Raw genomic sequence first — 19,686 nt, 5'->3', positions numbered from 1 at the left:
CCGCGCCGAGCTCGGCGCGGGCCGAGAGCCCGTGCCACAGCGTCTGCACCAGGCCGGCCAGTACGGCCGGATCCGTCGCCTCCGCCAGCCCCCCCTCGGCCACGGCCCGCTCGATGCGGAAGCGCAGCCTCGCCTCGTCAGCGCGCTGCAGATCGGCGACGTAGGTGCGCACGTCCAGCGTGGTGGAGGTGTCGGCCATGACCGCACTGCTGGTCAGGCACCCCGGGTGACCGTCCTGGGTGCGGGTGAACTCCTCCACGGATCCCACGAGCACCCGCTCCAGCGCACCGGCGATGGAGGGCTGGGCCACGGCCCGCTCGTAGACGGCGCTGTAGCGCAGCGCGTAGGTGCGCACCGCTTCGTCGAACAGCTCGCCCTTGCTGCCGAAGGCGGCGTACAGGCTCGAGCCGGAGATGCCCAGGGCCCGGCTCAGCGCCCGTGTGGAGGTGCCGGAGAAGCCGTGCCGCCAGAACAGGCACGCGGCCCGACGCACGGCGTCGTCGCGGTCGAAGGCAGCTGGGTGAGCGTCGACGTGCACGGCGCAGCGGACGGGCCCGCGATCGTCGTGGTCCCCGGCGCGATGGCGGACGCCGCCGCCTGGGCACCGGTAGCGCGCCACCTGCAGCGGTGGTCGCGCGTCGCCGTCGTCAACCGGCGAGGCCGGCACCCTTCCGGCCCGCTCACCGGCGGGTACGACCTGGCCACCGAAGCAGCCGACCTCGCAGCGGTCCTGCGCACGTTCAGCGACGTGCGCGCGGTGTTCGGGTGGAGCTACGGCGGCCTGATCGCGCTGCACCCGGCGAACGCGCTGGACGTCGCGCACCTGGTCGCCTACGAACCGGTCACCGCGCCCTTCGGCGCCACCGCTCTGCCGGACCTGCGCCGTGCCCACGAGGCCGGTGACCTGGACGGCGCCGTCACCGTCGCGCTCGGGCAGGTCGCCGGCACGGGCCCGGGAGCCATCGCGCACCTACGGGCCGACGAGGCGGCCTGGCAGCAGCTGCGCCGCCTGGGCGCTGCGGCCTACGCCGAGACCCTTGCGATCAACGAGGCACCGCAACCGGCGCAGCTGGCCACCCGGGCGGCTCGGGTGGACCTGATCGTCGGCGGGCTCAACCGCGGGCGTGCACCGTACGGCACGTCCTTCGCCGACGTCGCGCGCCTGGTCCCCACCGCGACGGTTCACGAACTGCCCGGCCAGGGGCACCTGGCGCACCTGGAGGCACCCGAGCAGCTGGCCACCCTGGTCGACCACCTGCCGAGCCACCTCACCTGACCGATCTGGACCGGCCCGCCCACACGGAGAAGACCTGCGCGGGCCGGTCGGCCGGCGACCTCGCCCACACGGCAGGGCAGCCGAAGCGCAGCACGGTCGGACCTCGCGGTCACGGTCCGGTGAACGAGTCGACGCTGTCGTGGTCGTCAGCTCGCACCGACGCCCCAGCGGCCGCTGCCAAACCAGCACCACGCAGGGTCGACCGACGTCGCGCACGAAGCGACGCTCCCCCGCCCCGCAGACCCGCGCACCTCCAGGAAGCCCTCCCGGAGGACGAGGATGCAGAACCCCGCGGTGGACGGTCCGCGGCGGGCCAGGTGCAGCGACGCACCGGCTGCGGCGAGCGCGTGCTGGATTCCGGCCAGCTCCTCCGCGATCGGGGGCACCGACGGCAGGTGGTCCCGCTCCGCGGTGGCGCGGGCCCAGATGCCTGCCGCCTCGCGCTGGGCGTCGAGGCCGAGAGCGGGCCCGACCACCGCTCCTCCGTCCCCGACGTGCACGCGTTCAGGGTGCCGAGCAGCGATCCGGAGGACGGCGGCCGGGCTGCCGGTGGTGCACCTCCAGGAGCGTGTCCGCCGGAGTTCACGCCACGGCGGGGGCAGTGAACGACACCCCCGCCAGGTCCTCGGAGACCCGCCAGACGCGTTCTGCCTCCCCGAGGTCGCGCAGGGGGCGGAAGAGGGCGTGCTCACCGGGGCCGCCACCGAGGTTGCCCGGTCCCTTCGGCCCGTACAACCGCCCGCCGCGGGCGGTCGGCGAGGTGGCGGCGAACAGCGCCGGCAGTTGTGCGCTGTCCACGGTGCCCACCAGGATCCCGGCACGCGAGAGCCTGCGGATCACGGCGATCTGCGGAGTGTCACGCTCCCGGCCCATCTCCGGCCGCGCACCCAACAAGCTGGTGGGGGCGACGCCGGGGTGCGAGAGGTTGCTGGTGATGCCCCAGCCGCCGGCCCGGCTGCGCCGGTCCAGTTCGAGGCCGAAGAGGCCGAGGGCGATCTTGGACTGGCTGTAGGCGCGCATCCCGTCGTAGGAGGACTCCCAGTTCACATCGCTCCAGTTCACCTCCCCGGAGCGCGCGGCCACGCTGACCTGGGAGGTGATGCGGGCGCGGCCGGCGGTGAGCAGCGGCAGCAGGTGCGCCACCAGCGCCACGTGCCCGAGGTGGTTGGTGCCCAGCTGCAGCTCGAAACCGTCGGCGGTGACCTGCCGTTGTGGTGGGCGCATGACCCCGGCGTTGTTGACGAGCAGGTGGATCGGGAACCCCTCGCCGCGCAACTGCTCGCCCAGGGCGGCCACCGAGCGCAGGGAGGACAGGTCCAGCTCGCGCAGCGACAGTCGGGCGGCCGGGTGCTGACCGCGGATGCGGGCGAGCGCGGCTGCACCCTTGGCGCGGTTGCGCACGGGCAGGACCACCTCGGCCCCGGCGGCGGCGAGCCGGCGGGCGATGCCGAAGCCGATGCCGTCGCTGGCGCCGGTGACGAGGGCGCGCCGGCCGGACAGGTCGGGCAGGGGGAGGTGGTTCGTGCGAGGCATGACGTCGCTCCTGTGCTCGTCGGGTTCGAAGGTGGGCGGGGTCGGGTTCAAGGGTGGGCGGGTGCGGAGACCGGGGATGCGCTGGTGGGTGCACTGGCGGGAGGGGCTGCGAGGGTGCCGGTGCTGGACCGGCGGACCACCCGGCGGGCGGCAAGCACGGTGAGGGCGAAGTGCAGGGCGAACACCGCGGGGACGCCGACCTGGATCCCGGCCAGGACCGCGAGCTGGCCCTCGAGGTAGAACACCACTCGCACGAGCAGGTTCGCGCTCGCCAGGGCCAGGCTGATCACCGTGCTGAGGGTGTACACCCGGCGCAGGGCGGGGTGCTCGCGCCAGGCGCGCGGCCCGCCCGAGAGCGGGTTGACGACGAAGCCCATCAGCGGCCGGCGCGCCAGCAGCGAGAGCACGTAGGCCGCCACGAAGGCCGCAGGCAGGAGCGTGGTGGGCAGGAAGAAGGCGCGCGCCTCACCGACCAGGGCCGCCACCCCCGCGCACAGCGCTGCGAGCAGCAGCCCGGCGACGGCGGCTCCGGGTGGCTCGCGCCGAGCCAGGCGCACCGCGCAGGCGAGCACCGCGGTGACCGCCGTGGCGGCGAAGGCCGCGCCGAGCCCACCGGCGGACTCGGCGACGACGAAGGCGATCGTCGGGGCCGCGGCGACGGCCAGCCCGACCGGTCCCCCCAGGCGCTCCAGCACGCGGTGCGCGGTGGCACGCCCCGCGGAGCGCTCCACCGGCTCGGGCAGCTCGAGCACCCGGCGCGCTCTCGCACTGGCACTGGCACTGGCAGGGACGTCGTCGGAGCGGGTGTCCTGGAGCCGGCGGGTGCCGGCGGGCGATGGGTCGATCACGGCTTCCTCCTGGGTGCACCGGTCGGTCGACGGGGTGTCGTCAGCCTCACGCCGTGGCGCCAGCCACGACCAGGACCTGCCGATCCGCCCCTCGCTGCGAGCGCCGTGCCGGAGGGTCCTCGGCGTGGTGCGGTGGCGCTGCGCCCGGCGTGCTGCCGAGGGGCGGATCGACAGGCCGTGGCTCGCAGGTGGGTCGGCGCGGTAGGAACGCAGGCACCGGAGCGAGGGGGACGTGCAGTGGCGATCGACAGAGCAGGGCTGGCGGCGTTCCTGCGCCGTCGGCGCGAGGTCCTGCAGCCGGAAGACGTCGGCCTGCCACGCGGGGAGCGCCGGCGCACCGTCGGGCTGCGCCGCGAGGAGGTCGCGGCGCTGTGCCACATGTCCACCGACTACTACGCACGCCTGGAGCGCGAGCGCGGCCCGCACCCGTCCGAGCAGATGATCGCCGCCATCGCCCAGGGCCTGCACCTGTCCCTGGACGAGCGCGATCACCTCTTCCGCCTGGCCGGGCACCACCCGCCGGCGCGCGGGGAGCTCAGCGAGCACGTCAGCCCCGGACTGCTGCGCATCCTGGACCGCCTGGTCGACACTCCCGCCGAGGTCGTCACCGAGCTGGGTGAGACGCTGCGCCAGAGCCCGCTGGGCGTGGCGCTGACCGGTGATGCCAGCGGCCACACCGGCCCGGCGCGCAGCCTGGGCTACCGCTGGTTCACCGACCCGGGCAGCCGGGAGCTGTACCGGCCGGAGGACCACCCCTACCTCTCACGGCTGTACGCCTCGCACCTCCGCGCGCTCGTCACGCTGCGCGGACCCGCCTCGCGGGCGGCGCAGCTGGCCGAGCTGGCCCTCGCGCGCAGCGCAGAGCTGCGCCGGCTGTGGGAGACCCACGAGGTCGGCCTGCGCCCGCACGAGGTCAAGCACTTCGTGCACCCGCAGGTCGGAGCGCTGCAGCTGCACTGCCAGACGCTGGTGGACCCTCAGCAATCGCACCTGCTGCTGGTCTACACCGCAGTGCCCGGCACGGAGAGCCACGACAAGCTGCGGCTGCTCTCCGTCATCGGCGCGCAGACGATCAGCTGACCCTCTCCCAGGGCGGGACGGCGGAGGCCACGCCGCTCGACCGGCCACCGCGGGAGCGGCGTCCCGAGCGGGTCCTTCAGCCGCCCACCGGCGCGGAGGTCGAGGAGGGGGCCGAGGCCGTGGCGGAACCGCGCAGGATCGAGGACATCCTCTTGCCCCGGGCCAGCTCGTCGACCAGCTTGTCCATCCAGCGGATCCGCTGCATCAGCGGGTCCTCGATCTCCTCCACCCGGTGCCCGCAGATCAGCCCCGTGATCTGCGCGGCGAGCGGGTTCACCTGCGGCGCCCTGGCGAAGAAGGTCTCCAGGTCCACCCCGTCAGCGACGGCCCGGCGCAGGCCGGCCTCGTCGTAGCCGGTGAGCCAGCAGATCACCCGGTCGACCTCCTCCCGGCTGCGGTCCTTGCGCTCGGCCTTGAGCACGTACAGCGGGTAGACGTCGGCGAAGCTGGTGCCGAAGATGCGGTGTCGCGCCACGGTGCGCCCCCTCACGTCGTCTGGTCAGCTCCAGCATCGCTGCACCGCACACGCACGGTCAACGCAGCTGTGCACCGCACCCACCGTCCACACGCGCTTCCGCCCCGACGGCCCGGCGCTGTCCGGAAGGTCCACCCACCGCGGCCTCCAGCCCGGTCCCGGCCGGTGCCCTGGTCGGCGGCCCCAGCGCCTCGGAGAGCGGAGGCACCCCGCCCTGGAGCGGGAGCCGGACCGGTGGTGCAGCGCGTGCCGCGGTCGAGGACGCCACGGAGCCGGCCGGCACCGGAACCGTCTCCAGTTCCGTGACAGCTCGGCGTTGCGCGGGCATGCACCCGACGACGCGCTGCGCTCCGGTGGCGCGTCCCCCTCCGGCACGGGAGGTGCTCATGCTGGCGGTCGACGGCTTCACCCTGTCCGAGACGCTCGTGGACGTCGGCGACGGGCACCGCCTGTACGTGCAGGACTGGGGCGAGGCTGGTGCGCCCGCGGTGCTCTTCCTGCACGGTGGCCCCGGCACGGGAGCCACCGACGACCACAAGCAGTGCTTCGACCCCTCGCGCCAGCGCGTCCTGTTCTGCGACCAGCGCGGCGTCGGACGCAGCGAGCCGTACGGCTCGCTGCAGGACAACACCACCGACCACCTCGTCGCGGACATCGTGCGGGTCCTGGACCGCTTCGAGGTGGACCAGGCCGTCCTCGTGGGCGGCTCCTGGAGCTCGTGCCTGGCGCTGGTGTTCGCCCTCGCGCACCCCGACCGCGTGCGGGCGCTGGTGCTGCACGGGCTGCTCACCGGTCGGCAGCAGGAGTCGGACCGGCTGAACCAGGGCCACTGGCGGACCTTCTTCCCGGAGGTGTGGCAGTGGTACCTGGACCGGACGCCGCGGGAGCACCACGACGACCCCAGCGGCTACCACGTCGCCCAGATCCTCGGCTCGGACGCGGCGCGCAGCAGGCGGTCGGCGTACGCCTGCACGACGGCCGACAGCGCGATCACGGACCTGGACGACCGCTTCGCGCCCGCGCCGCTCACGGACGACTTCGACCCCACGCCGGCGCGGGTGCAGGCGCACTGCTTCACCAACAGCCGCTTCCTGCCCCCCGACCACGTCCTGGACACCACCGACCGGCTCACGATGCCGGTCCACGTCGTGCAGGGCAGGTACGACATGATCTGCCCACCGAGGAGCGCGTACGAGCTGGTGCAGAAGCTGCCCCGCGGCGAGCTGGTCCGGGCCGTGAGCGGCCACGGGCCCGACCGCGAGAGCTGGAACCTGCTGCGCACGCTGCTGCTCGAGCTGACGCGGTAGCGGGCACCCGAGCGCAGCGGGCGGTGCCCGGTCGCGACGGACGGCGGACGCGCAGGCCTGCACGCGCCGCCCACACTGGCGCCGTGAGCACCCCGCACCCCGGCGGGCCCGCCCCCGCCGGCCCGGCCGAGACCCCACCCGTCCTGCCGCTGCGCGCCGCCGCCCGCCTGCTGCTGCCGCACCTGCGCCCGCACCGCGCCGCGATCGCCGCCGCGGTGCTCCTCTCGCTGGTCGGCGCGGCCACCGCGCTGGCCCAGCCGCTCGCGGTGGCCCGCGTGGTGCAGGTGGTGCAGGACGGCTCGCCGGTGCGCCCGGTCGCGGCGCTGCTGGTGGGCGTGGTGCTGCTGGGCGCACTCACCGACGGCCTGCGGCAGTACCTGCTGGAGCGCGCCGGCGCGGGCGTGGTGCTGGCGGTGCGCACCTCCCTGGTCACCCGCCTGGCCCGCCTGACGATCGCCGCCCGCGACGCCCGCAGCTCCGGGGACCTGCTCTCGCGGGTCTCCGGCGACACCACGGCGCTGGCCGCCGTGGTCACCTCCGGGCTCTTCGACCTCCTCGCCACGGTCCTGACCTTCTCGGGCGCCCTGGTGCTCATGGCGCGCCTGGACCCGGTGCTGCTGGCCGTCACGCTCGCCGCGATCGTCGTGGCCGGCACCGCCATCGCGCTGGCCTCCAGCCGCCTGGGGCGCCTGACGCTGGCCACCCAGGCCGAGGTGGGTGCGATGAGCTCGGCGGTGGGCCGCGTGCTGGGTGCGCTGCGCACCCTGCGCGCCTCCGGCGCCACCGACCGCGAGCTGGCCGGGGTGGTCGCCGCCGCCGGCCGCGCCCGCGACGCCTCCGTGCGCGCCATCCGGGTGCGGGCGCTGCTCGACCCGGCGATGCAGGTGGCCGTGCAGGGCGCCTTCGTGCTCGTGCTCGGCCTGGGCGGCGCCCGCGTGGCCTCCGGCGACACCAGCGTGGCCGAGCTCGTGGGCTTCGTGCTGCTGCTGTTCACGCTCGTGATGCCGCTGGGCCAGCTCGTGCAGACCTGGACGGTCGTGCAGAGCGGGGTGGCCGCCCTCACCCGCGTCGACGAGGTGCTGCGCCTGCCCGTGGAGCAGGACGACCCGCGCCCGCCGGTGCGCACCGCGCCCGTCGCCGTACCCGCCGTCTCCGCGACCGCGACCGACGCCGTGGTACCCCCGCAGCGCCCGGGCCCGGTGCCGCTGCTGGAGCTCGACGACGTCGCGTTCGCCTACCCCGACGGCACCCCCGCCCTGCGCGGGGTGAGCTTCTGCGTGCCGCGCGGCACCCGCACGGCCCTGGTGGGCCCCTCCGGCGCCGGCAAGTCCACCCTGCTCGGCCTCGTGGAGCGCTTCCACGAGGTCGACGGCGGCAGCGTGCGCGTCGGCGGGGTCGACGTGCGCGAGCAGCCGCTGGCGGCGCTGCGCGCCCGGCTGGGCCACGTGGAGCAGGACGCGCCCGTCCTCGCCGGCACCCTGCGCGAGAACCTCGTCCTCGGCGCGCCGGGCGCCACCGACGAGGAGGTCCTCGCCGTCCTGGACGCGGTGGGCCTGCGCGAGCTGGCCGAACGTGGTCCCGGCCTGGCCGCCGAGGTCGGCGAGCGCGGGGTGCTGCTCTCCGGCGGGCAGCGCCAGCGCCTGGCGATCGCCCGCACCCTGCTGGCGCCCGGGGAGCTGCTGCTGCTCGACGAGCCCACCGCCAGCCTCGACGCACGCAACGAGGCGCTGCTGCGCGAGGCGCTGGTCGCCGCGGCCTCCCGGCGCACCCTCGTCGTCGTCGCGCACCGGCTGTCCACGGTCGTGGACTCCGACCAGATCGTCGTGCTGGAGGACGGGCGGGCCACCGCCTCGGGCACGCACGCGCAGCTGCTGGAGCTCTCCCCGCTGTACCGGGAGCTCGCCGCCACGCAGCTGCTCATCGGCCCGTCCTGAGCGGACCGAGCCGCGGGGCACCGCCCGCTCGCGGGTGATGGCCCTCGACGAGGCCGCAGCGCGGATGCTCCTCGTCGACCGGAACCCCGGCGCCGCTGCGGTCGCCCGCGCGGTGGAGGAAGCCGCGCTGGCCACGCTCGCCCGCTACGGCAAGCGGTGGCCAGCACCGGGCGCCACCGCCCGTGGCGGCGAGGGGTCTCGACCGCTGGCCGACTCCACGGACACGGTGCCTCGCGGACGTTCGTCGACGCGCCTGAGGTTCGGCGGTGGGATGCCCGCCACCGGCGCACCACGGAGCCGTCGGCTCACGCGGCCTCGTGGGCAGGAGCCGTCAAGGCGTCGCGCACCACGGGGAAGAGGTCTCCCCAGCACCGGACGATCTTGCCGTCGGCGACCCGGTACATCACCAACTCCTGCACGCTGATCCTGCGGCCGGTGGGCGCGATGCCGCTGAAGGGCGCGGTGTGCGTCCCCCGACCGACGAGCCGGGCGGCGATCGTGTCCGCCTCGACCACCAGGTGCTGCAACTCCCACTGGTAGTCGGGGAAGGCGACGCAGACCGCCCTGACGCCGTCGATGTAGGCGGCCAGCCCGTCGACCGGTCCGGACCCGCTGACCTGCTCGGAGACGAGATCGCCGAGCTCGTCCACCCGGTGCTCGTTGCAGCAGGCGAGGTAGCGCTCGTAGAGGGCGATCACACCAGCGCGTTCGAGTTCCACGCAGACACGATCACACAGCACAGCACAGCACAGCACAGCACAGCACAGCACTCGCGCACGCCGCCCGCGCACCGTCAGCGGCGACAGGCCCACCTGCCCTCCTCGAGCACGGGAACGCCCCACCGCCGGACGAGGTCCCGCACCGTCGGTGCGCCGCTCTGCTGCACCGGCACAGCACGAGCGCTCTGCTCACCGCACCTGGCTCGGGCCGGGCGGGCCGCCAGGCGGGAGCCCGGGTGCCGGACGCACGAGCGGATCGGTGCACAGCTTCCTGCTTGTGCTAGTTCAGCTAGAACAACTACGCTTGGCGTGTGCTCATCACCATCGACGCGGCCGCCGAGGAGCCGCTGTTCGCCCAGATCGCCGACAGCGTGCGGGCCGCCGCCCTGCACGGGCAGGTGCACCCCGGTGAGCGCCTGCCGGCCGCGCGCGAGCTCGCAGCCTCCCTAGGCATCAACGTGCACACCGTCCTGCACGCCTACCAGCTGCTGCGCGACGAGGGGCTGATCGAGCTGCGCCGCGGCCGCGGGGCCGTCCTCACCAGCGCCGCCGTGCCCGCCGCCGCCTCGGCTGCGGGCACCGGCACCGACGTCTCCGCGCTGGCGCAGGCCGCCGCGCACCTGGTCGACGAAGCCCGCCGCCTGGGCGTCGGCCGCGAATCCCTGCTGACCCTGGTCAAGGAGGTCTACTCGTGAACAGGTCCCGCACCCCCGGGCACGAGCGCGCCGGCGGGGGACGCCGCGAGCACCGCGGCACCGCACCGCCACCGGCTCGGCTGGTGCCGCTGCTGACCCCTCTGCTGTGCCTGGCAGCGGTCCTGGCCGCGGCCGCCCTGGTGCTCAGCTGGCGCGAGCAGCTGCCCGAGCAGCTGGTCGTCCACTGGGGTCCTGACGGCCCCGACGGCTACGCCCGCCCCTGGGTCGCCGTCGGCCTGCCCACCGCCATCGCCACCGCGCTCACCCTGCCCGCCCTGCGGGTGGTCACCCGCGCGAGCGACCCGGCGGTGCGGCGCGCCGCCGCCGGCAGCGCCTCCGCGGTCAGCACCCTCATCGCCGCCGTCCTGCTGCTGGGCATCGGCGCCCAGCGCGACCTCAGCGGTGGGGCCGCACCCGGTCCCGAACGCGCCCTGCTCGTCGGGCTGCCGCTGGCCGCGCTGGCCTACCTGCTGGCCCACGTGCTGGCGGGCCGCACGAGCGGGCGGGCCGCGGTCAGCGGCGCGGCGGCCGGTCCGCTCACCACCCCCGGACCGGTGGACCCCGCGCTCCCCCGCCTGCCCTTGAGCGCCTCGCAGAGCGCGGTGTGGACCCGGCGCACCAGCATGCGCCCGCTGCTGCCGCTCATCGCCGCGGCGCTCACCGCCCTCGCGGTCGCCACCACCCACTGGCTGCTGCTGGTCCCCGCTGCCGTCGTTCTGGGCGCCCACCTGGCGGTGGGCAGCTGGCGCATCAGCGTCGACGCCCGCGGGCTCACCGCCCGCTCGCTGCTGGGCCGGCCCCGCGTGCACGTACCCGCCGACCAGGTGCTCGCCGCGCGCGCCACCACCGTCTCCGCGCTGCGCGAGTTCGGCGGCTGGGGGCTGCGCCACGACCTGCGCGGGCGCACCGGCATCGTGCCGCGCTCGGGCGAGGCGCTGCAGGTGGACCTGCCCGGCGACCGCCAGCTCGTGGTCACCGTCTCCGGCGCCGCCACGGCCGCGGCCCTGCTGACCACCGTCGCCGACCGCGCGCGCTGACGTCCGACGCCGGTCGGCTGAGGCTCCGACGCCGGTCGCGGGGCGCGCACCCGGCGACCAGCGGAGGTGGGCAGGGCGGTGGCACCGGTGGGTTCGTGGACGAGAGCGCCTCGCAGCCCCGTGCGCTCGCACACCGAGCCGACTGCGGCGATCAGGATCGGAGAAGCACCGAAGGCCCGGCCGGCTCTAGCGTGGCCCAGACGCCGGACCGCGGGTACGGCGGTCGACAGCACGGGCAGTCGGCAACGGCGCAGAGGAGCGGTGATGGGTTCGGTTTCCGGATCGGCGGGCGCGGACACGGACACGGGCACGGAGTTCTCCGAGCGGGAGCGGGCCTCGATGAAGGAGCGAGCGTCCGAGCTGAAGAAGCAGGGCCGCCGCAGCCGCGCGGCGGACAAGGCGGGGCAGGACCTGGCGGACGTGCTGGCGAAGATCGCGCAGATGCCCGACGCGGATCGCGCACTGGCCCAGCGGGTGCACGAGGTCGTCACCGCGGCGGCGCCGGACCTGGCGCCGAAGCTGTACTACGGACAACCCGGCTACGCCAGAGAGGGCAAGATCGTGTGCTTCTTCCGCAGCGGGCAGGTGGACGGGCTGAGGTACTCGACCTTCGGCTTCAGCCCGCAGGCCGACCTGGACGAGGCCCGAGGCCTGTGGGCGACCTCGTACGCGGTGACGAACCAGGCGGACGACGAGGCGCTGCGACGCATCGCCGAGCTGGTCGAGAAGGCGACCGGCGAGACCGCGCCCACGTCCCGGGCGGGCGACTGAGCGCCGTGGAGCAGCGGTGACGACGGTCGAGCACCGCCTCGCACGAGCGGACCGCACCACCGCGCTGCGGCACGCGCGCCCGCGTCGATGCGGCCGTCGACCGGGTGCGCAGACCGCCCTCGGCATCCGACGCCCCGGGTGATCGGGGCGCCGTCCCCGATCCGGTGCCGAACCCCCGGGCTCCACCTCTGGTGGTTCACGCGCCGTCCCACCGCACGATCATTTCGCCCTGCTCGCGGGCATCGTCGAGCGCGTGGTGGGTGTGCCGGCGCCGGCTCCCGCCTCGGGGTCGAAGTCGTCGCTGACGGGTTGCAGCTCGGCGCAGGAGCACGGCCGATCCCGATCAGCGAGCACGGCCACCAGCTCGCCGGTGCCGGTGCGGTAGCCGCACAGGGCGACACCGACGGCGGACATCGAGGAGGGACCGGGGACCGGGCCACCGGCTTCGACGTCGGTGGAGGAGTACGCCTCAGCAGCCCTGGTGGTCCCCGTCGAACCCCGGAGCGCCACCGGTCCGGCGAGCACCTCGCTCACCGGACCCGGGGTGCGCCGGGGTGACGCCCCGCCACCCCGGTACCCCGACACGCGGCGGGCGCGCGGCAGCTGCGCCGGCCGTGGAGGACACTCACTCCAGGGCCGGCAGCACCTCCTGGTGCAGCAGCCGCAGCGGTTCGAGGTCGAAGGGGTGGCCCACCCCGAAGACGAAGTGCGAGAACCCTCGCTCGGTGTACGCCCGCACCTGCTGCGCCACCTGCTCCGGGGTGCCGATCAGCCAGCGCTCCCGCTGCTGCTGCAGGTCGGTGCCGTGACCGGCTGCGACCCGGGCGGCGGCCTCCTCGGCCTGCTCGTAGGTGGCTGCCACCGACACCGAGGGGTGCACCGACAGCTCGATCTCGCCGAAGTCGCGGCCCACCTCCTCGCAACACCGCTGCAACCGGGCAGCCCGCTCGGCGCAGTGCTCCGGCGAGCCCTGCGCGTTCCAGCGGTCCGCGTACCGCGCGGCGATCCGCAGCGTTCCCCAGCCGGACCCGCCCAGGGTGATCGGCGGGTGCGGCGACTGCACGGGCTTCGGTTCGCACGGCGCCTCGTGCAGGCGGTAGTGCCGGCCCTGGAACGTCGTGCGCGGCCGGCTCCACAGCTGCGTGACGATCTGCAGGGCCTCTTCCAACTGCTCGTAGCGCTGCGCCAGCGGCGGGAACGGCAGGCCGTAGGCGTCGAACTCGCGCTGGGCCCACGCCGCCCCCAGGGAGAACTCCAGACGGCCGCCACTGATGTGGTCCACCAGCGCAGCGCTCTTGGCCAGCGTCGCCGGGTCGCGGTAGAGCACCCCGGCCACCAGGACGCCGATGCGCACTCTGCGGGTCAGCGTCGCCATCGCCGCCAGCGTGGTCAGCGTCTCGAACGCCGCGCCGTCGTCGGGCCCGGAGAAGGGCAGCAGGTGGTCGAACGTCCACGCCGAGTCGAAACCCAGCTCCTCCACCGCCGCCAGCGCGTCGGTGAACTCGCTCCACCTGGTGCGCTGGGCCTGCAACTGGATGCCCACGTGCAGCGGGCGCCCCCGCACGTCCATGGCCTCTCCTCCGCTCGGTGCCGGCTCGGTGCTGCTCCATGCTGCTCGATCCGGGCTGGATCCGCGCTCGATGCCTGGCCGACGACAGGCCGCGTCGTGCACCAGGGATCCAGCGGCTTCGCCGACGGAGCGGCCGGCACACCCCGCGGACCGCACTCGCGCTTCCAGGCCTCCTCCATCAGCGAGCAGGTCCTCTCGGTCGTCGCGCCCGCCCTGCAGCAGCGCGGCCGGCTGCAGCAGGGCCAGCCGATCCGCCGGTGGCTGCCGCAGCTGCCGCGGACCTTCCACGACATCACCCCTGCACCACCTGCTCAGCGCTCCAGGGGCGGCGTGGCGCTCCTGCGGCCCCGGCTTCTTCCTCGCCGCCCGGGTCCTCCCCGAGGCAGGTCGATGCCGCCGCCGGCCACCGCGCCGGCCACCGCGCGCACGTGGACCCCCGGTGGGCGCAGATCACCGGCAGCGGGGACCTGTGGAGCACCGCCGGCGACCTGCTGCGCTGCAGCCGCGCGCTGCGCTGCGGGCAGCTGCTCGACAGCGGCACCGACCTGGTCGTCCTGTCCGAGGACGAGGTGCCCGGCACCGACCCCGCCCTGCGGCGAGCTCCCCTGCCCTGGACCCCCAGCCGACTCGGCAACGGTCGTCACCGACGTGCGCAGGCCTCCTCCCCTCCGCCGGCCCCTCGGTCCTCGCGTCCTCGCGTCCTCGCGACACGCGCTCACGGCGCCGACCGCGCGCGTCGGCTGACGAGCACCCGGCAGGTGGCCACGAACGCCCCGCCCGGGCCGACGACGCCGCCCGGCGCCCGGCTCACCCCGTGCTGGTACCCGACGCGGGTGTCATCGAGCCGTCGGGCACCCGCGTGCAGCACTGGGCGTGGCCGCTGCCGCCGCCGCTGACCACCACCTGCCGCTGGCCCGAGCAGCGGATCGAGACCACCTCCACGCAGGTGCAGGCGCAGTACCTGCTCGGTGCCGCCACCCGAGCACGTCCTCGCTGAGCGCAGCATCGTTCGACCGGACCGACGCCACGGCCAGGGAGCGCTGCGCGCGGACCACGACACGTGGCCGGGCTCGATCGAGCTCCGCTCGTCGGCGACGTCGGTGGCAGCGGAGGAGCCTGGGACGACCGGGCGATCGACGTGGTCGTCGACGCCGGCGCCGGGCACCATCGAGGCGGCATCGAGCCGGCATCGAGCCAGTGCCGCGTCAGGACCGCGCCAGGACCGCTCCGTCACCCGGAAGACACCTGACATTTGCCTTCTCTTGTGTGCATCGACACAATCTCGCCGTGACCACCGTGACCGACCAGGCCCTGAGCACCGGACGGCGCGTCGCCACCGACACCTGGTCCGCACTGGAGCAGTGGCTGGCCGGCTCGGACAGCGCCGCCCTCGCCGAAGCCCGCGCCTGCCTGATGTCCGGCACCTACTCCCGAGCCCTGCTGACGTCCCTGCGGACCGCGCTGCCCGGCGGCGCCGCGGTCCGGCGCGGCCTCGACGATCCGCACCAGGTCCTGGCCGGGGAACCGCTGAGCGCCACGGTCCAGACGTTCTTGCGGGAGCGCCTCTTGACCACCGGACTCCCCGGCCCCGCGAGGCGCTGGGGCGTGCCGGCGCAGCGCACCCGTCGCTGACCGGCAGGTCCTGCGGCAGCCCACCGCAGCGCTGGCCGCGGTGGGCCACCGCACCCAGGGTGCAGGTGCTCCTCCTGCGAGGCCGGCCGAGCGCTGGAACGACCCGTCGCCCGGCGCTCGTCCCACCGAGCAGGTGAAGGGCTCCACGACCCGGCCACGGCGTCCACGGTCCCGAGCAACCCCCACCTCCGCCGGCTCTCCGTCCTGAGGCCGTGGCGCAGTTCTTCACCGACGTCCTCCAGCACGCGGACCCGGCGTCCTGGACGAGGTGTCCGGCCACCGCTCGCGGGTGGTCGGTGGACGTGCCGGAACAGCTCTGCGCCTCGCTGGGCCGGGCGGACGCACCGCACCGCCCCGCACCGACACGGCTCCACCGATGAGACGAAGGCGGTGAGAGCGGACATACTGAGCGACCTGGTCACGGCCAGTTCACCGTACGACGCCGGCGCAGCACCCCTGACCCGCGGAGGCACCGATGGACCTGATCCAGGAGAACGTGATCGATCCGGTCTCCAACCTGCTGTGGACGTACGTGCTGGTCTACGTGCTGATCGGGGTGGGTCTCTACTTCGGCATCCGCACCCGCTTCGTCCAGGTCCGCCTCTTCGGGCGGATGCTGCGCCAGGTCACCTCCTCGCGCAGCGGCGCAGAGGGCGGCATCTCCTCCTTCCAGGCGTTCGCCATCGGCCTGGCCTCGCGGGTGGGCACCGGCAACATCGCCGGCGTGGCGATCGCGCTCACCCTCGGCGGCCCCGGAGCCGTCTTCTGGATGTGGGTGGTCGCGCTGGTCGGCATGGCCACCGCCCTCATCGAGTCCACCCTGGCCCAGGTGTTCAAGGTGCCTGCGGCCGACGGCACCTTCCGCGGTGGTCCCGCCTTCTACATCGAGCGGGGTTTGAGGTCGCGCGCCGGTGGAGTGCTCTTCGCCGTCCTGCTGATCTTCACGTTCGGCTTCTCCTTCAACATGGTGCAGGCCAACACCATCAGCGCAGTGCTCTCCGAGGGGCACGGCGTCTCCACCGGGTGGACCGCGCTGCTGCTGATGGCGCTGACCGCGATCGCGATCTTCGGTGGTGTGCGTCGCATCGCCCGCATCGCCGAGGTCATGGTGCCCTTCATGGCCCTGGCCTACGTCCTGCTGGCCCTGGTGATCGTCGCCATGAACATCACCTCGCTCGGTGGCGTGCTGGGCCAGATCGTCTCGTCCGCCTTCGGCGTCGGTGAGGCCGCGGCCGGCATCACCGGCGGGATCGCCGCCGCGCTGCTCAACGGCGCCAAGCGGGGCCTGTTCTCCAACGAGGCCGGGATGGGCAGCGCCCCCAACGCCGCCGCGACGGCCACCACCAGCCACCCCGTCAAGCAGGGCATGGTGCAGTCCCTGGGCGTCTTCGTCGACACCATCGTCATCTGCTCCGCGACCGCCTTCATCATCCTCTCCGCCGGCCCGGGGGTGTACCGGCCCGGCGCCGACGTGGAAGGCGCCTCCCTGACCCAGACCGCCGTCGCCGACCAGCTCGGCAGCGCCCTGACGCCGGTGATGACCCTGCTCGTCTTCGTCTTCGCCTTCTCCTCGGTGCTGGGCAACTACGCCTACGCCGAGGTGAACATGTCCTTCCTGCGAGCCCGGCCGGTGGTCCTGCTGCTCTTCCGCGCGCTCGTGGTGGCGCTGGTCGGCGCCGGCGCGGTGCTGGAACTGGCGGCCGTGTGGGCGCTGGCCGATGTCGCGATGGGCACGATGGCGCTGGTGAACCTGGTGGCGATCGTGCTGCTGGGCAAGTGGGCGTTGGGCGCGTTGCGCGACTACGAGCGGCAGGTGCGCGCAGGCGAGGACCCGGTGTTCCGCGCCATCGGCAACCCGGACCTGCCGGGTGACCTGCCGCAGAGCGTGTGGACCGGTGAGGACGCCCACCGCCACGTGCCCGCTGAGCGCTGAACGGCGCGGCCCCCGCGCGCGTCGGCACCTGGGGGCCGGCGTGGACCTCCGCCGGCGACGGCGCGGGCGCGCTGCACGGCCTCGACGGAGGCGCTGCACGGGCCGGGCCGAGCGGAGCGAGCAGGTGCGGGCGCGCCAGCGCCTTCCGCAGCGAGGTCGGGGAACTTCGACCACGTCGGACCAGCCGCTCGAGCCCGCGGTGCGAACCGGTGGCTCCAACCGGCGCGAGGAGCCGACGGGCTCCCGCGCGTTCGCCGCGCTCGGTTCAGGAGTGGTCGCCGGTGGCGACGCGCTGCTGGCGCAGGGGGGCCAGCTGGGCGATCAGCTCGAAGTCCTTGTCCAGGTGCAGCAGCGTCACCTCGTGCTCGATGGCGGTGGCCGCCAGCAGCAGGTCCACCGGCCCCGGCGCGCGGTGCCAGCTGCGGTGCGTCAGGCGCTCCTGCAGCTCCTGGGCGCGGCGGCTGATGGCCTCGTCGACCTCCAGCACCCTCATCGCCGCGCCGATGTCGGCGATCAGCTCGCGGTAGTCGCCGGCCGAGCGCGCGGAGAAGCCGATCTCCAGCACGCTGGGGCGGGCGATGCACAGCAGGTCCTCGCGCAGCAGCTGGTCCAGCTGCGCGGCCACCGTCGGCTGGTGCCAGCGGGCGTAGGCGGACTTGTCGATCAGGAAGCTCACGCAGCGCCCTGGGTCCGGCTGCCGGTGGCCGGTCCGCCGACGGCCCGCTCACCGGCAGGGTCATCGACAGGGTCATCGACAGCAGGGTCGTGCGTGTCGTCCTGCTCGCGACTCCCCGAGCTGCGGGCGGCGATGTCCTCGTGCCCGGCCGGCTTGGGGTGCTCCTGGAGCGCGGTGGCGAAGTAGCCGCTCCGGCCGCGCGCGATGAGCCGCTCCACCGCGGCACGGCGCTGGTCGTGGCGCAGGGCCAGCTGCAGCGCGGCCTCGACGGTCTCGCGCTTGGTGCTCGTGCCGGTGATCTGCGCGACCCGGGCCAGCAGGTCCTCGTCGATGTCGATGTGCGTCTTGCTCATGCTCGGCCCTCCTCGTCCTCATGTACAAGGTACCAGCCGGCCATGTACATGGGTGGGGTGCCGTCGACCGCTCCCTCGGCCGATCCAGCGGGGGCGGCTGCCCCCAGCCTCCCTTGACGCACAAATCTCCAGCGCTGTGAATCTCCGGCACTGCTCGGGGTCGGTCGAAGGAGACACCACGTGAGTCCACGGTCCAGACGATCCGCGCCCCTCTCGCGCCGGTCACTGCTCGCGGCCTCGACCGGCGCGCTCGCCTGGGGGCCGGCCGGCTGCGGCACCACCAGCAGCGGTGGCCGAGGAGCGGACCTGCGCTTCCACATGCGGAAGACTGAGGTCATCGAGTACTTCGGCGGCCCGCTGCGCCGCTTCGAGAGCGAGCACCCGGGGACGAGCGTCGTGCACGACACGACGACGGCGCTCGCCCCGCAGTTCGTGCGGGCCGAGCCCACCGACGTCGGCTGCTTCAACGACGACCTGGAGCTGGCCCGCTACATCGAGCGCGGCGTGCTCAGCGACCTGTCGCAACTGCCCTCGGCCGCCGGCGTGCGCACCGACTTCAAGGACCTCACCGACCAGTACGCCACCTACCCGGCCGCACGAGCGTCCTGCCCTGCTCGCTGGCCGCCGCCGGCGTCATCGACAACCAGCGGATCTTCGCCGAGCACCAGTTGCCGGTGCCCACCACGTGGACGCAGTCCACCGAGGTGTGCACGGCGTTGGAGAGCGCGGGCGTGACCCCGATCTACGCCACCGACCGCGACACCTGGACGCCATGGCAGGGCCTGTTCGACTACTCCGTGGGCAGCCTGGTCGAGCACGGCCGCTTCTTCGAGCGCGTGAAGGAGATCGGCACCGACGTCGGCCCGGGCTCGGAGGTCTCCTTCGGAAAGGACTTCGCCGTGCCGATGGAACGCGCGAAGGTCGTCTCCTCCTTCTTCGACCCCGACCTGCAGGTGGGCACCTTCGTCCTGCCCGTCTCCGAGGACCCCGCCGAGCGCAGGGTCCGGGTCAACATCGACCTGGGCCTGTGGATCCCCACCCGGTCCCAGCAGGCGGAGGGGGCGCAGCAGCTGGTGGAGTTCCTCGTGCACGAGGACGTCGTCGACGCCTACAACGCCGACAACCTGGCCTGGTCCACCCGCCAGGGCGCCCCGCCGCAGCAGGACCCGCGCATGGCCGGCTTGCAGCCGTACGTGGACGCCGCCGCCTTCTACCAGGGAGGCAGGCGCAGGACCGAGGCGGTCTACTACGCCTTCATGGTGTCCGCGCTGGCCCTGTTCACCGTCTTCGTCGTCGCCCCGGTAATCGTCGGGATCTTCTACAGCTTCACCGACCACGTCGGGTTCGGCGTGGCGGCAGTTCCGCTCCACCACCCTGCCGCTGGTCGCCGGCTTCGTCCTCATCAACACCGTCCTGGGCATCAAGGGCTACCTGGGCGTCTACGACGTCATCGTCGGGCTCACCGGTGGTGGTCCGGGCACCTCGACCAGCAGCGTGGCCATGACCATCTTCAGCGGTTTCACCGGCGGGGACTACGCCTACCAGATGGCCATGGCCCCGACCATCGTGGTGTACCTGTTCGCCCAGCGCTGGGCCATCAGCGGCGTCACCCAGGGCGCCGTCAAGCACTGACGCCCCCCCTGGACGCAGGACGGCCGGCACGCACCCCGACCAGCACCCGCCCGCCCGCACGACGCGCACGACGCGCACGAGGAGATCCATGCCCGACGTCCCGACCTCCCCGGGCCCCGGCCTCCCGGTGGTCCGCCCCCTGCCGGGAGCCGCTCCCCGCGCGGACACCCGCTGCCGGGTCAGCGGCGAGGACTGGCGCATCAGCGTGCTCACCG

At 74.3% G+C, this 19,686-nt stretch carries 21 protein-coding genes and 1 pseudogene; 12 read left to right on the top strand and 10 right to left on the bottom strand.

Annotation, left to right across the window (positions count from 1 at the left end; all coding sequences use genetic code 11):
- Positions 1-538 (bottom strand): TetR/AcrR family transcriptional regulator (locus ACRYM2_RS07260; RefSeq protein ID WP_432521075.1); only part of this gene is annotated, 538 nt, incomplete at its 3' end.
- Between ACRYM2_RS07260 and ACRYM2_RS07255 the strand changes: the two genes are divergently transcribed.
- Complete coding sequence (locus tag ACRYM2_RS07255; protein WP_432521074.1) at positions 521-1,276, top strand: alpha/beta fold hydrolase; 756 nt, start codon at positions 521-523, stop codon at positions 1,274-1,276. The genes ACRYM2_RS07260 and ACRYM2_RS07255 overlap by 18 nt on opposite strands.
- A 146-nt stretch (positions 1,277-1,422) precedes the next feature.
- Here ACRYM2_RS07255 and ACRYM2_RS07250 read toward each other — a convergent pair whose 3' ends face one another.
- The 3 genes from ACRYM2_RS07250 to ACRYM2_RS07240 all read right to left on the bottom strand — a co-directional run bounded on the left by ACRYM2_RS07250 (position 1,423) and on the right by ACRYM2_RS07240 (position 3,561).
- Positions 1,423-1,776, bottom strand: a complete 354-nt coding sequence (locus tag ACRYM2_RS07250; RefSeq protein ID WP_432521072.1) for a hypothetical protein — start codon at positions 1,774-1,776, stop codon at positions 1,423-1,425.
- A gap of 82 nt (positions 1,777-1,858) precedes the next feature.
- Positions 1,859-2,809 carry an SDR family oxidoreductase gene (locus ACRYM2_RS07245; RefSeq protein ID WP_432521071.1) on the bottom strand — a complete coding sequence of 317 codons (951 nt, stop codon included), beginning with the start codon at positions 2,807-2,809 and terminating at the stop codon, positions 1,859-1,861.
- A gap of 47 nt (positions 2,810-2,856) precedes the next feature.
- Entirely contained in the window at positions 2,857-3,561 is a 705-nt protein-coding gene (locus tag ACRYM2_RS07240) for a DUF3159 domain-containing protein (RefSeq protein WP_432521069.1), read from the bottom strand.
- Positions 3,562-3,894: 333 nt separating this feature from the next.
- On the opposite strand from ACRYM2_RS07240, the gene ACRYM2_RS07235 reads away from it, so the two are divergent.
- Positions 3,895-4,737, top strand: coding sequence for a helix-turn-helix transcriptional regulator (locus tag ACRYM2_RS07235; RefSeq protein WP_432521068.1), 843 nt, complete (start codon positions 3,895-3,897; stop codon positions 4,735-4,737).
- 76 nt (positions 4,738-4,813) lie between these two features.
- Here the strand turns inward: ACRYM2_RS07235 and ACRYM2_RS07230 are convergent, their stop codons facing one another.
- On the bottom strand, positions 4,814-5,212 hold the full coding sequence (locus tag ACRYM2_RS07230) for a DUF2200 domain-containing protein (RefSeq protein WP_432521077.1): 399 nt from the start codon (positions 5,210-5,212) through the stop codon (positions 4,814-4,816).
- A gap of 386 nt (positions 5,213-5,598) precedes the next feature.
- Here ACRYM2_RS07230 and ACRYM2_RS07225 point away from each other — a divergent pair, with 386 nt between their 5' ends.
- Both ACRYM2_RS07225 and ACRYM2_RS07220 read left to right on the top strand, forming a co-directional pair.
- Complete coding sequence (locus tag ACRYM2_RS07225; RefSeq protein ID WP_432521067.1) at positions 5,599-6,519, top strand: alpha/beta fold hydrolase; 921 nt, start codon at positions 5,599-5,601, stop codon at positions 6,517-6,519.
- An 83-nt stretch (positions 6,520-6,602) separates the two neighbouring features.
- Positions 6,603-8,453, top strand: coding sequence for an ABC transporter ATP-binding protein (locus ACRYM2_RS07220; protein WP_432521066.1), 1,851 nt, complete (start codon positions 6,603-6,605; stop codon positions 8,451-8,453).
- Positions 8,454-8,758: 305 nt separating this feature from the next.
- On the opposite strand, the gene ACRYM2_RS07215 is transcribed toward ACRYM2_RS07220, so the two are convergent.
- Positions 8,759-9,172, bottom strand: coding sequence for an ester cyclase (locus tag ACRYM2_RS07215; RefSeq protein WP_432521065.1), 414 nt, complete (start codon positions 9,170-9,172; stop codon positions 8,759-8,761).
- Between the two features lie 311 nt (positions 9,173-9,483).
- Here ACRYM2_RS07215 and ACRYM2_RS07210 point away from each other — a divergent pair, with 311 nt between their 5' ends.
- From ACRYM2_RS07210 to ACRYM2_RS07200, 3 genes are all read left to right on the top strand, one after another.
- Positions 9,484-9,867 (top strand): GntR family transcriptional regulator, encoded by a 384-nt coding sequence (locus ACRYM2_RS07210; protein WP_432521064.1) that lies wholly within the window; start codon positions 9,484-9,486, stop codon positions 9,865-9,867.
- Positions 9,864-10,904: a DUF1648 domain-containing protein gene (locus ACRYM2_RS07205; RefSeq protein WP_432521061.1), complete on the top strand. Its 1,041-nt coding sequence runs from the start codon at positions 9,864-9,866 to the stop codon at positions 10,902-10,904. The genes ACRYM2_RS07210 and ACRYM2_RS07205 overlap by 4 nt, the downstream gene beginning before the upstream one ends.
- 264 nt (positions 10,905-11,168) lie before the next feature.
- Complete coding sequence (locus ACRYM2_RS07200) at positions 11,169-11,675, top strand: DUF1801 domain-containing protein (protein ID WP_432521059.1); 507 nt, start codon at positions 11,169-11,171, stop codon at positions 11,673-11,675.
- A gap of 219 nt (positions 11,676-11,894) precedes the next feature.
- Here the strand turns inward: ACRYM2_RS07200 and ACRYM2_RS07195 are convergent, their stop codons facing one another.
- Both ACRYM2_RS07195 and ACRYM2_RS07190 read right to left on the bottom strand, forming a co-directional pair.
- Entirely contained in the window at positions 11,895-12,209 is a 315-nt protein-coding gene (locus tag ACRYM2_RS07195) for a hypothetical protein (protein WP_432521056.1), read from the bottom strand.
- Between the two features lie 91 nt (positions 12,210-12,300).
- Entirely contained in the window at positions 12,301-13,245 is a 945-nt protein-coding gene (locus ACRYM2_RS07190) for a TIGR03560 family F420-dependent LLM class oxidoreductase (RefSeq protein WP_432521054.1), read from the bottom strand.
- A gap of 814 nt (positions 13,246-14,059) precedes the next feature.
- Between ACRYM2_RS07190 and ACRYM2_RS07185 the strand changes: the two genes are divergently transcribed.
- From ACRYM2_RS07185 to ACRYM2_RS07175, 3 genes are all read left to right on the top strand, one after another.
- A complete protein-coding gene (locus ACRYM2_RS07185; protein WP_432521052.1) occupies positions 14,060-14,242 on the top strand; it encodes a hypothetical protein in 183 nt (60 codons plus the stop codon).
- Positions 14,243-14,532: 290 nt separating this feature from the next.
- On the top strand, positions 14,533-14,877 hold the full coding sequence (locus ACRYM2_RS07180) for a hypothetical protein (protein ID WP_432521051.1): 345 nt from the start codon (positions 14,533-14,535) through the stop codon (positions 14,875-14,877).
- Between the two features lie 475 nt (positions 14,878-15,352).
- Positions 15,353-16,810 carry an alanine/glycine:cation symporter family protein gene (locus ACRYM2_RS07175; RefSeq protein ID WP_432521050.1) on the top strand — a complete coding sequence of 486 codons (1,458 nt, stop codon included), beginning with the start codon at positions 15,353-15,355 and terminating at the stop codon, positions 16,808-16,810.
- A 265-nt stretch (positions 16,811-17,075) separates the two neighbouring features.
- On the opposite strand, the gene ACRYM2_RS07170 is transcribed toward ACRYM2_RS07175, so the two are convergent.
- Both ACRYM2_RS07170 and ACRYM2_RS07165 read right to left on the bottom strand, forming a co-directional pair.
- Positions 17,076-17,486 (bottom strand): PIN domain-containing protein, encoded by a 411-nt coding sequence (locus ACRYM2_RS07170; protein WP_432521048.1) that lies wholly within the window; start codon positions 17,484-17,486, stop codon positions 17,076-17,078.
- Positions 17,483-17,839 carry a type II toxin-antitoxin system VapB family antitoxin gene (locus tag ACRYM2_RS07165; protein WP_432521047.1) on the bottom strand — a complete coding sequence of 119 codons (357 nt, stop codon included), beginning with the start codon at positions 17,837-17,839 and terminating at the stop codon, positions 17,483-17,485. Before ACRYM2_RS07165 ends, ACRYM2_RS07170 begins: the two co-directional genes overlap by 4 nt.
- Positions 17,840-18,157: 318 nt before the next feature.
- On the opposite strand from ACRYM2_RS07165, the gene ACRYM2_RS07160 reads away from it, so the two are divergent.
- Positions 18,158-18,574, top strand: a complete 417-nt coding sequence (locus tag ACRYM2_RS07160) for a hypothetical protein (RefSeq protein WP_432521045.1) — start codon at positions 18,158-18,160, stop codon at positions 18,572-18,574.
- Between the two features lie 615 nt (positions 18,575-19,189).
- Positions 19,190-19,471, top strand: a pseudogene (locus ACRYM2_RS07155) (sugar ABC transporter permease); the annotation flags it as partial.
- Positions 19,472-19,686 lie beyond the last annotated feature (215 nt).

This window comes from Kineococcus aridisoli (assembly GCF_050871885.1).
Classification (GTDB): domain Bacteria; phylum Actinomycetota; class Actinomycetes; order Actinomycetales; family Kineococcaceae; genus Kineococcus.
This window is presented reverse-complemented; position numbering and strand designations above follow the sequence as displayed.